This is a genomic window from Flavobacterium aquiphilum, assembly GCF_027111335.1.
Lineage (GTDB): Bacteria > Bacteroidota > Bacteroidia > Flavobacteriales > Flavobacteriaceae > Flavobacterium > Flavobacterium aquiphilum.
In genome coordinates this window covers 3,756,945-3,768,479 of sequence record NZ_CP114288.1, presented here as the reverse complement: position 1 = coordinate 3,768,479, position 11,535 = coordinate 3,756,945, and the positions used below count along the sequence as shown (strand labels likewise).

7 protein-coding genes are annotated in these 11,535 nt (G+C 35.0%); all 7 read left to right on the top strand.

Annotated features, from left to right (window positions below; all coding sequences use genetic code 11):
- The first annotated feature begins 16 nt into the window (after positions 1-16).
- The 7 genes from OZP12_RS15265 to OZP12_RS15235 all read left to right on the top strand — a co-directional run bounded on the left by OZP12_RS15265 (position 17) and on the right by OZP12_RS15235 (position 11,526).
- Entirely contained in the window at positions 17-1,213 is a 1,197-nt protein-coding gene (locus OZP12_RS15265) for a BT3233 family polysaccharide utilization protein (protein ID WP_281225894.1), read from the top strand.
- 29 nt (positions 1,214-1,242) lie between these two features.
- On the top strand, positions 1,243-2,910 hold the full coding sequence (locus tag OZP12_RS15260; RefSeq protein WP_281225893.1) for a glycoside hydrolase family 43 protein: 1,668 nt from the start codon (positions 1,243-1,245) through the stop codon (positions 2,908-2,910).
- 7 nt (positions 2,911-2,917) lie between these two features.
- Positions 2,918-4,867, top strand: coding sequence for a glycoside hydrolase family 97 protein (locus tag OZP12_RS15255; RefSeq protein WP_281225892.1), 1,950 nt, complete (start codon positions 2,918-2,920; stop codon positions 4,865-4,867).
- A gap of 11 nt (positions 4,868-4,878) precedes the next feature.
- On the top strand, positions 4,879-6,480 hold the full coding sequence (locus OZP12_RS15250; RefSeq protein WP_281225891.1) for a hypothetical protein: 1,602 nt from the start codon (positions 4,879-4,881) through the stop codon (positions 6,478-6,480).
- 451 nt (positions 6,481-6,931) lie between these two features.
- Entirely contained in the window at positions 6,932-8,860 is a 1,929-nt protein-coding gene (locus tag OZP12_RS15245) for a glycoside hydrolase family 127 protein (RefSeq protein WP_281225890.1), read from the top strand.
- 21 nt (positions 8,861-8,881) lie between these two features.
- A complete protein-coding gene (locus OZP12_RS15240; protein ID WP_281225889.1) occupies positions 8,882-10,123 on the top strand; it encodes a glycoside hydrolase family 88 protein in 1,242 nt (413 codons plus the stop codon).
- A gap of 35 nt (positions 10,124-10,158) precedes the next feature.
- Positions 10,159-11,526: a sugar porter family MFS transporter gene (locus OZP12_RS15235; protein ID WP_281225888.1), complete on the top strand. Its 1,368-nt coding sequence runs from the start codon at positions 10,159-10,161 to the stop codon at positions 11,524-11,526.
- Positions 11,527-11,535 lie beyond the last annotated feature (9 nt).

Below are 11,535 nucleotides of genomic sequence, written 5' to 3'. Positions count from 1 at the left end.
AAGTAGAATAAAAAATATGAAAATAGATTTCAAATTATGTGTTATTGTGGCTAGTTTTTTTGCAAATGGATATGCCACTAGCTGTTCTAAAATACCTGAGCCGAAGACAATAAATGTTGAGGTAAAAAATACTCTTGATTTTAATCGTAAGGAAATAGTAAGCATTCCTAGCATCAAATTATCGCAATTATTAAAAAATACTTCTGAAAAAGATATTAGAGTTAAAATTAAAGGAGGTAAGGAATATTTGAGAACGCAGTGGATTGATTATAACTCGGATGGAAAAGGAGATGAACTACTTTTTGAAGCAGATATTAAAGCAAATAGTGTAGTAAATTATTCCATCGTTTCAGATACGGTAAAAGTAGCTGAAAGTAAAGTAACTACCTTTTCTCGTTTTGTTCCGGAGCGAATTGATGATTATGCATGGGAGAACAATAAAGTAGCTTTTAGGGCTTATGGCCCAGTAGCACAACAATTAGTCGAGGAGCACAAAGAGGGCGGAACACTATCGAGTGGAATTGATCTTTGGCTTAAAAAAGTAGATTATTCTATTATTGATAGTTGGTATAAAAAAAATGTAGAAAAACCGGGTTATTACCACATTGAACACGGCGAAGGTTACGATCCATATCACGTTGGAGCAAGTCGCGGTACAGGAGGGACAGGAATTTGGGAAAAGGATAGTTTACAGGTAGCCAAAAATTACATTGCATATAATACAATAGCAACAGGTCCCTTAAGAGCCGTTTTTGAATTGACTTACGCACCTTGGAGCTCTTATGGAGTACATGAAATCAAAAGGATTTCATTGGATTTGGATTCGAATTTTTCAAAATTTGAAATTAGCTTTCAGTCAGATAAAAAAATACCAAATTACACACTTGGAATTACATTGCACGAAAAGAAAGGTCAAGTAAATATCAACAAAGCAAAAGGTTGGTTCCGTCATTGGGAACCGATAGATAGTTCTTTTGTTGGTGAGGGGATTGTTGTAAATCCAAAAGTTGTAAGTGCAGCTTTTGCGAATGAATCTAAAACTCCTGACCAAAGTAATTTGTTAATCGTTACAAATGCAGAGAAGAAGATTGTCTATTATGCAGGTTTTGCATGGACAGAAAGTGGGCAAGTTTCAGATACTGCCCAATGGGATGAAATGCTTGGCAAGCAAGCAAAGATAGTCGCTAATCCATTATTAGTGATTATCAAATAAGATTAGTAACAATTTAAGAAAGTAATTCAATGACCTTTAAGATTAAATATGCGATTTATATTGTACTAGTTTTTATCACTTTATATTCTTGTAAATCAATAAGTGAAAAACAATTTGACAATGGTCAGTATAATTCTCAAAACTATATTTCAAAAGTTTGGCAATCAGACCTTGGTGACGGTACCTATACAAATCCTATTTTGTATGCAGATTATTCGGATCCTGATGTAATTAGAGTAGGGAATGATTATTATATGACGGCGAGTAGTTTTAATTGTACGCCAGGTTTACCCATTTTGCATTCCAAAGATTTGGTGAATTGGGAAATCATGAATTATGCTTTAGACAAACAAATTCCGGAAGCCGTGTTTGATATTCCCCAACATAGTAAAGGAGTTTGGGCGCCAGCCATTCGTTTTCATAATGGAGAATATTATATTTATTGGGGAGATCCTGATTTCGGGGTATATATGATTAAAACCAAAGATGTTTATGGCAAATGGTCGAAACCTAAATTGGTAATGGAAGGAAAAGGAATCATTGATCCTTGTCCGTTTTGGGAGGGTGAAAATGCTTATTTAGTTCATGCTTGGGCGGGAAGTCGCGCAGGAATTAATAGCATGCTTACGATCAATAGAATGAATCCCGAAGGGACAACAGTGCTGGATGAAGGACAAAATGTTTTTGATGCACACGAAAAACACCATACCATGGAAGGTCCAAAATTGTATAAAAAAGACAGCTATTATTATATTCTTGCCCCTGCAGGTGGAGTTGAAAATGGTTGGCAAGTGGCCATGCGTTCCAAGAGTATTTATGGTCCTTATGAAGATAAAATCGTTTTAGAGCAGGGGAGTACTAAAATAAATGGTCCACATCAAGGTGCTTGGGTAACTACTCCTGATAATAGTTCATGGTTTATACATTTTCAAGATCAAGGGGTTTATGGCCGCGTATTGCATTTGCAGCCTATGCAGTGGAAAGAAAATTGGCCTATAATTGGGAGGGATTTTGATAGTAACGGCATTGGGGAACCTGTGCTGACTAATGCCAAACCAATACAAGGAAAAAATTTCCCGATCATGCATCCGGTTGAAAGTGACGAATTTTTAAACGGTAAGCCAGGTTTACAATGGCAATGGTATGCTAATTCTTCTGTAAAGTGGAGTGCTCAAATTCCGGGGACTGATTATTTGAGGCTTTTTACTATTAGTCAGAAAGAGGAGCCTAATCTTTGGAATGTACCCAATCTGTTATTGCAAAAATTGCCAGCTCCTAATTTTATTGCTACAACCAAGATTAAACTAACAAGCGAATGGCAAACCTCAGGTAAAAAAGGTGGTTTGTTGCTTATGGGGAAAACTTATGTTTATGTAGCAATTGCTTTTCATGATAACCGATATTGGGTGCAACAGGTAAGTTGTATCAATGCTAATGATGGAACAAAAGAAAAGATCATTGCAGAAAAGTCTTTAAATTCGAATGAAGTGCAGTTGCGTATGATAATCACTGCTCCAAATGCAAAGTGTAAATTTAGTTACAGTGAAAATGGAAGTGATTTTGTCGAAATAGGCGAAGAAGCAAATGCAGAAAAAGATCTTTGGATTTCCGCAAAAATTGGAATTTTTGCAATCAGCGAACCCAATGTTAGAATGGGTGGGTATGCCGATTTTGATTGGTTTAGAATAACGAAATAAAAGAAAAATGAAAAATAACAAGTTTTACTTATTGTTAGTGTGCCTTTTATATGCTGTGACAATTCAGTCGCAGTCTATTATTGAGGAAACCCTTCAAAAATTAAATTCACCAGATGGAGCTTACGAGTTTACTTTTTATCAAAAAAAAGATGGTTCGAATGATAAGCAAATGTATTATACCCTTTCTTATAAAGGAAAAATGATTGTGTTGGAATCAGAATTAGGAGTTTTGATAGAAAATCAGACTTTCGAATCGGCTCTTGCAATCCCTAATGACACCTGTAAGGTCTGGGGAGAGAATTTGAATTTTATCGATGCTAAACGAAATACTACTAATGAAACTTGGAAGCCTGTTTATGGTGAAAATTCAAGTATTCGCAATAATTATAATGAGATGACGATTTCCTTTCGTAAAGGTGAGCTTCCTAAAGAAAAGCAAGGTGATGGTTACGATAAAAATAAAAGCTATTTCATGAATGTTATTGTAAGGGCTTATGATGAAGGGGTAGCGGTTCGTTATCATTTTCCGGAACCAACAAATGGTTTATTTCTGCATATTGTTGGGGAACAAACCCAGTTCACAATGCCAGAAGGAACTTTTGCTTATTATGAACCATGGGCTCAAGGACCATTTTCATTACTTCCGTTGAAAGATTGGAAAGGACAGAGTGAGCGTCCGCTAACAATGAAGTTAACAAATGGTTTAACAGTAGCTATTGCGGAAGCGCAAATGACAGATTATGCACGAATGAAATTTAGTTTGAATGCTGCAAAAACAAATACGCTTCAGGCAACGCTTTATGGCAGTGTCGATGTAATTCCTGCTTATTTTACACCTTGGCGTGTCATTATGGCTACAGATAAAGCGACTGATTTAATAGTAAATAAAGATATTATTCTGAATTTAAATCCAGATAATCAACTAAAAGAGGTATCGTGGATTAAACCTGGAAAAGCAATTCGAGTGGCTAAAATGACTCAAGCTGATGCTAAAAAATGTGTTGATTTTGCCGCAGATCATGGTTTGCAATATGTTCACTTGGATGCAGGTTGGTACGGACCCGAGATGAAAATGAGTTCCGATGCGACAACAGTTTCAGAAAATAAAGATTTTAATATACCTGAACTTTCTGCTTATGCTGCTTCAAAAGGAATTGGACTTTGGGTTTATGTTAATCAGCGTGCTTTGATACAGCAATTGGATTCCATTTTGCCTTTGTATAAAAAATGGGGAATCAAAGGAATTAAATTTGGTTTTGTGCAAGTTGGAAATCAACGTTGGACAACATGGCTACACGAGGCGGTTAAAAAATGTGCTGAATATAATTTAATGGTTGATATTCATGATGAATATCGTCCAACAGGTTTTAGCCGTACTTATCCTAATTTAATGACGCAGGAAGGAATTCGTGGAAACGAAGAAATGCCGGATGCTGATCATAATACCATCCTGCCTTTTACCCGTTTTTTAGCTGGTCCCGCCGATTATACCATTGCATATTATAGTAAAGCGATTAAAAACACACATGCACATCAGTTAGCTTTATCAGTGGTTTATTATAGTCCAATTCAGTTCCTATATTGGTATGACCAACCATCAGCTTATCAAGGCGAGAAGGAAATAGAATTTTTTGATAAAGTAAAAACGGTGTGGGATGAAACAAAAGTAATTAATGGGGAAATTGGTGAATATGCAACTGTGGCCCGTAGAAGTGGTAATGAGTGGTTCGTGGGATCAATTACCAATAAACAAGCCCGAAAAATAAGTTTTCCAACTAATTTTCTTGAAAAGGGGAAAAAGTATATTGTAAAGTCTTATCAGGATGACGATGCATCACAAACTAGAACTAAAGTAGCAGTTTTGGAAGAAAAAATAAAAGGAGGAGATATTTTGACATTTGATTTGAAAGTTAGTGGTGGCGTGGCATTATTCATTTCTGAAGAAAAGAAAAAATAAGCTTGTGTAAAATGAGAAAAGTAAATTATATAATTTTCTGTCTGAGCTTTTTTTGTCTTAGTGGGTATGCTCAGGTTTGGCAGTGGAGTGCAAAGGTAAATAGTATGGTATCTCCGGAAACCAATGATCATCCCCAAGCTTTTTTATGGATTCCTGAAAATTGTAAGCAGATTAGAGGGATAGTGTTTGGACAACATAACATGATAGAAGAAGGAATAATGGAGAATCCCTATTTCAGAAAAGTAATGGCTGAAATTGGTTTTGCTGAGGTTTGGGTGACTCCGGTGGTTAGTTGGACTTATGATCGTGCTAAAAATGAAGATAAGTTTATTGATGAAATGTTTAAATCATTAGCTGATGTTTCAGGTTATCAAGAATTAGCTTACGCTCCAATTGTACCGATTGGACATTCTGCAATGGCAAGTTTTCCATGGAATTTTGCGGCTTTTAATCCTGAGCGGACTCTTGCCTTGGTTTCAGTACATGGAGATTCACCTCAGAGTAATTTAACAGGGAGTGGTAAACCAAATCCTGATTGGGGCAGTAGAAATATTGATGGAATTCCTGGCCTGTTTGTAATGGGCGAGTATGAATGGTGGGATAGACGAATTGCGCCTGCTTATAAATACATAGGCAAACATCCACAAAGTGTTATTACTTTATTTGCTGATGCTGGGCATGGTCATTTTGATTATTCAGATGCTTTAGTGAAATATGTTGCGGACTACATTCGTTCAGCTGCTCAAAGAAGACTACCGAAAAGTTACTCTTTAACAAATTATCCAAAGCTTAATGTGGTAAAACCTGAATCTGGTTGGCTTATGGATAAATGGAGACATGATTCAATTCCAAAGTATGTTCCAGCTAGTTTTAATCGATTTGTTGGAGAGAAGAAAACGGCTTCTTGGGTTTTTGATCAACAAATGGCTAATTCAACAGAAGTCTTTTATGCTCAGGCGCGTGGGAAGAAAAATCAAAATATTGGCTTTAAACAAAATGGACAAATAGTAAAACCGGAAAAGACACATGCTAATTTTCAGTTGGATTTTAAGCCATTAAGTGACGGAATTAGCTTTACAATAGTACCTTTTTTCTCAGATAGTTTAAGAGTGAAACCGGTTAGTGATTTTGCAAAAACACCGCTTTTGATTGACCGAATTTGTGGCCCGGTAAAAAAAGTAAATGATACCACATTCGAGATTCGGTTTGATAAACTGGGTTTTAACAATGTAAAGCGTAGTAATGATATTTGGCTTTTGGCACACAATAATGGCGATGCTATTTATAAAAGTAGTGTTCAGCAATTGCATTTGAAATTTCCGATTACTAATAAAGAAGGCATGGCTCAATCGATTAGTTTTAATCCGCTGTCTAATGTAAAAGTTGGTAGAAGTGCAATAACACTTGGTGCTAAATCTAGTGCAGGAACAAAGGTAGATTACTATGTAAAAGAAGGACCTGCTTATTTAGAAGATGGAAAATTACATTTTGCCAAAATTCCTCCAAGAACAAAGTTTCCGGTAAAAGTTACTGTAGTCGCCTGGCAATATGGAGTAGCGGGTAAATTGCAATCAGCAGAACCAGTAGAGCAAAGCTTTTTTATCATAATGTAGTTGAATCAAGAAGATTTAGAGAGGCGTTAAACTTATTATTTAGGTTGGCTTTTTTTTGTTGCGAAGAACTGTATTTATGCTTTTTAAAAGTCAATTAACTCTGTTTTCTTTTTTTAAATTTTGATTCTTTTTTCTGAATCATATAAGAGAGATAATACAAGGTTTTGCTTATGTTTTTGAAATCATAGGGGAATAAATTAATTCAAAGTTGTATTCTCTATTTTTTTTGCAGATAAGGGCTATAATTTATAGCGATTGCATCATAATTTATCCGTTAAGTTTTTTATTCTCTGTAACATTGAATGATTTTATGAGGGTATGTTTGGAGCTAGGTTTTAGTATCAACCGTTTCATTGAATAATCTTAAGAAGGACAATGTTTATAGTAAAAAATAATTAGATATAATCAATTAAGATTTAGAGCTAGAACGATTATAATAATAAGAAAATATATGAAATATAGAATGATTAAGTGTATAGTCTTAGTTGTTGGATTGTCAATTAATATGAATGCGCAGTCACATTATCCTGGACAGCACGAAGGAAAACTGAAGTTGGATGATACCAAAAATGTAAAGGTTGTGGGATTTAATCTCGAAGACGTAAGATTGTTGGATAGTCCATTTAAGGACAATATGATGCTTGAAAGTAATTGGATTTTGAGCATCGATGCAAAAAGATTGCTACATAGTTTCAAAACGAATGCTGGAGTATTTACCGCTTTGGAAGGGGGGTATTTAGCGGTTAATAAATTGGGAGGTTGGGAATCGCTTGATTGTGATCTTAGAGGCCATAGTACAGGGCATATTCTTTCCGGTTTGGCTTTATTATATGCTGCAACTGGAGAGAACAAGTATAAAATTAAGAGTGACAGTTTGGTAACGGGTTTGCTTGAAGTTCAAAAAGCATTGAATCAAAATGGATATTTAAGTGCGTTTCCACAAAATTTAATTGATCGTGCAATTGCAGGGAAAAGTGTTTGGGCGCCATGGTACACGCAGCATAAACTTTTTTCAGGTCTAATGGATCAATACTTGTATTGTGATAGTAATCCAGCATTAGAAATTGTCAAAGGAATGGCGGATTGGGCCTATGAAAAGTTAAAGCCTTTAACTGATGAAGAACGTAAAAGGATGCTAAAAAATGAGTTCGGAGGAATGAATGATTCTTTCTATACTTTATATGAAATTACAGGAGACAGTAAATATAAATTTCTTGCCGAATTTTTTTATCATGAGGAAGCATTGGATCAACTTTTGGATAAAGTAGACAATCTCAATAAAAAACACGCCAACACTTATATTCCTAAATTGATAGGTATTTCTCGCGATTATGAATTGGAAGGGGGAACTAAAAATCGTGAAATTCCTGAATTCTTTTGGAATACTGTTGTCAATCATCACACATTCATCACAGGGAGTAATAGTGATAAAGAGAAATTTTTTGAGCCCGACCATCTTTCAGAACATCTAAGCGGTTACACGGGAGAGTCTTGCAATGTGTATAATATGTTGAAGCTTACCCGTCATTTGTATGGGTATGATCCGCAGATAAAGTATGTGGATTTTTATGAAAAAGCGTTGTACAATCATATTTTAGGACAACAAGATCCAAAGAAAGGAATGATTGCTTACTTCTTGCCAATGAAACCGGGAGCTTATAAAGTTTACAGCACGCCAGAAAATTCATTTTGGTGTTGTGTGGGAAGTGGTTTCGAAAATCAGGCAAAATATGGAGAATTTATTTATTACCACGATACTGGATTGTATGTGAACCTTTTCATTCCTTCAGAATTGAAATGGAAAGAAAAGGGGGTTACCATAAAACAGGAAACCAGTTTTCCGAATGTAGGCAGTACCAAACTTACTTTTAGCTCCACGAGTCCGGTAAGTATGCCTATTAATATTCGATATCCATCATGGGCAGCTAATGCTGAAGTAAAAGTGAATGAAAAAAAACAACTAATTAAAGCTAAACCAGGTAATTATATTGTATTGTACCGTAAATGGAATAATGGAGATACAATTGAGGTTTCGTTTAATATGACGATTAAAGTAATTCCAACATCTGATAATCCAAATATAGCAGCAATAACCTATGGACCAATTGTGCTTGCAGGAGCCATGGGCACAGAAGGTATGATAGAGCCAGCTCCTTATAGTAACCCTAAAATATACAATGACTACTATACCTACGATTATCATATTCCTTCAAATTTATCTAATCAGTTGAATTTTGATGCTAAAAAGTTAGAGAAGAGTATAGTCAAGAAAAATGATACTTCACTTGAATTTAAAATAAAAGGTGCAGACAACATTTTAAAACCAATTTATGATATCCACCGAGAGAGGTACGTGATCTATTGGAATTTAAGCAAATAAGAAATTATATTAAATAATATTATGAATTTTAAGCAACAAATTTTAGGTTCCATTTTTGCAACTTTAATGCTGGTGGGGTGTGGGAGTACTGTTTCAAATACTAGATTAAGCGATAAATTTGATGTAGATGCACAATTGGATTATTGTGCAAAGCAATCATCTAACGCTTTAAAATTGATACCTAAGGATGGTTCGATTCCAAGAAGTATCGCATCCAATAATGAACAATGGAAATTTGTTGATTATAAGGACTGGACTAGTGGCTTTTGGCCGGGAGAGCTTTGGTATTTATATGAATCTACAGGCGACCATAAATGGGAGGTGGCTGCAGATAAATTTACAAATTATTTGGCAGCGCTTGCTGTTACACCCGCGGTAGACCACGATTTAGGTTTTCAGGTTTTTAATAGTTTTGGGAATGGGTATCGTTTGACAAATAATCCTGAGTATAAAGAAGTGATTTTAAAAACAGCCAATAATTTAGCTAAGCTCTTTAATCCAAAAGTTGGGACTATCTTGTCTTGGCCAAGAAATGTTCCAAATATGGAATGGCCGCAACATAATACTATTATGGACAATATGATTAACTTGGAATTGTTGTTTTGGGCATCCAAAAATGGGGGAGACAAATCACTTTATGATATGGCTGTAAGTCATGCAACTGTTACAATGAAAAATCATTTTAGACCCGATTATACATCTTATCATGTTGTGGTTTATGATAAAGAAACAGGCGAGAAAATTAAAGGGGTAACACATCAGGGCTATAGCGATAGCAGTATGTGGGCACGCGGACAGTCTTGGGCGATATACGGTTATACTATGGTTTATCGAGAGACAAAAGATCCTAAATTTTTAGATTTTGCTCATAAGGTTACCCGAGTTTATTTAGATCGATTACCAAAAGACTTAATACCGTATTGGGATTTTGATGATCCAGCAATACCACATGCACCAAGAGATGCTTCAGCAGCAGCTGTAGTAGCTTCAGCTCTTTTAGAATTGTCAACTTATACTAAAGATAGTGCCTTAAGTAAAGAGTATTTCGATAAAGCGGAAGGTATGCTTAAAGAACTATCAGATAATTATCAAAGTAAAACTAAAAACACTGCACTTTTACTGCATTCTACAGGACATAAGCCAGCAAATTCAGAAATTGATTATTCGATTATATATGCCGATTATTATTATGTTGAAGCTCTGTTGAGATATAAGAAACTGAAGGAAGGGGAACAGCCATTGCTAACTTATAAATTCAATTAGAAGGAATAAAAAATTAACCAAAAACTAAAGTAAAAATGAATAATAAAAAAATTATATACTGGTCTATTGTGGTTGCATTGGCTGGATTCCTATTTGGTTTTGATACGGTCGTAATTTCTGGAGCTGATAAGCAGTTACAACAATTATGGAATTCATCAGATTTGTATCATGGATTAGTGGTAATGTCTTCCGCACTTTGGGGAACAGTAATTGGAGCAATTTTTGGAGCAATTCCAACAAATATTTTAGGTAGAAAGAAAACACTTGTAATAATTGGTATTTTGTTTTTTCTTTCAGCAGTTGGAACGGCCTTAACAAATGATTCAATTGTTTTCTCAATCTTTAGATTTTTAGGAGGACTTGGAATTGGAGTTTCAACTATTGCAGCTCCAACATATGTTTCGGAGATTGCGCCTGCTAAAGACAGAGGTAAATTGGTTGCAATGTATCAATTTAATATTGTATTTGGTATTTTAATTGCTTTTCTGTCTAATTATTTATTGCAGGATATTGGAGAGAATTCATGGCGATGGATGCTTGGGATACAGTCTGTTCCGGCTTTATTATATACTTTGTTAGTTTTTGGAATTCCAGAAAGCCCACGATGGGTTTATGATTATAAAAAAGATCGTGAAAAAGCTATTGCTATTTTAAAACAAATAAATTCAGATGAGGAAGTAGCAACAGAAATTGCCGCAATGGAAAATGAAAATCAACGCGAAGTACTTGATGAATCGATATTTATGAAAAAATATAGAAAACCATTGCTGCTTGCGTTTTTTATTGCGCTTTTCAATCAGTTTTCAGGGATTAATGCTTTCCTGTATTATGCACCGCGTATTTTTGAATTGGCAGGACTCGAAAAATCGGCTTCTTTTTTTAGCAGTATTGGAATAGGTTTGGTAAACTTAATTTTTACTTTAATTGGAATTTCATTAATAGATAAATACGGAAGAAAGACTTTGATGTATATAGGATCATTTGGGTATATTATTTCATTAGGTCTAGTGACTATGGCTTTTTATTTTGAATGGAAAGGAATGGCAGTGCCTTTGTTTTTCTTTTTATTCATAGCTTCTCATGCTGTGGGTCAGGGTTCTGTTATTTGGGTTTTTATTTCTGAATTATTTCCCAACAAACTTAGAGCAGCAGGAACTTCTTTTGGAACATCAGTTCATTGGATTTTGGCAGCCCTGATTCCTTCTTTTATTCCGTTTTTATTTAAAGAAATTGGAGCAACAACAGTTTTTAGTGTTTTTTGTTTGATGATGGTTTGGCAATTGCTTTGGGTTTTCTTTAAAATGCCAGAAACCAAAGGAAGAACTCTAGAAGAGTTATCAGAAAGTCTTTCGGCACAAAGTGAATTAAATAGTATTCAAGTTGAAGAGAATGAATTTGTTTAATCTTGAAAT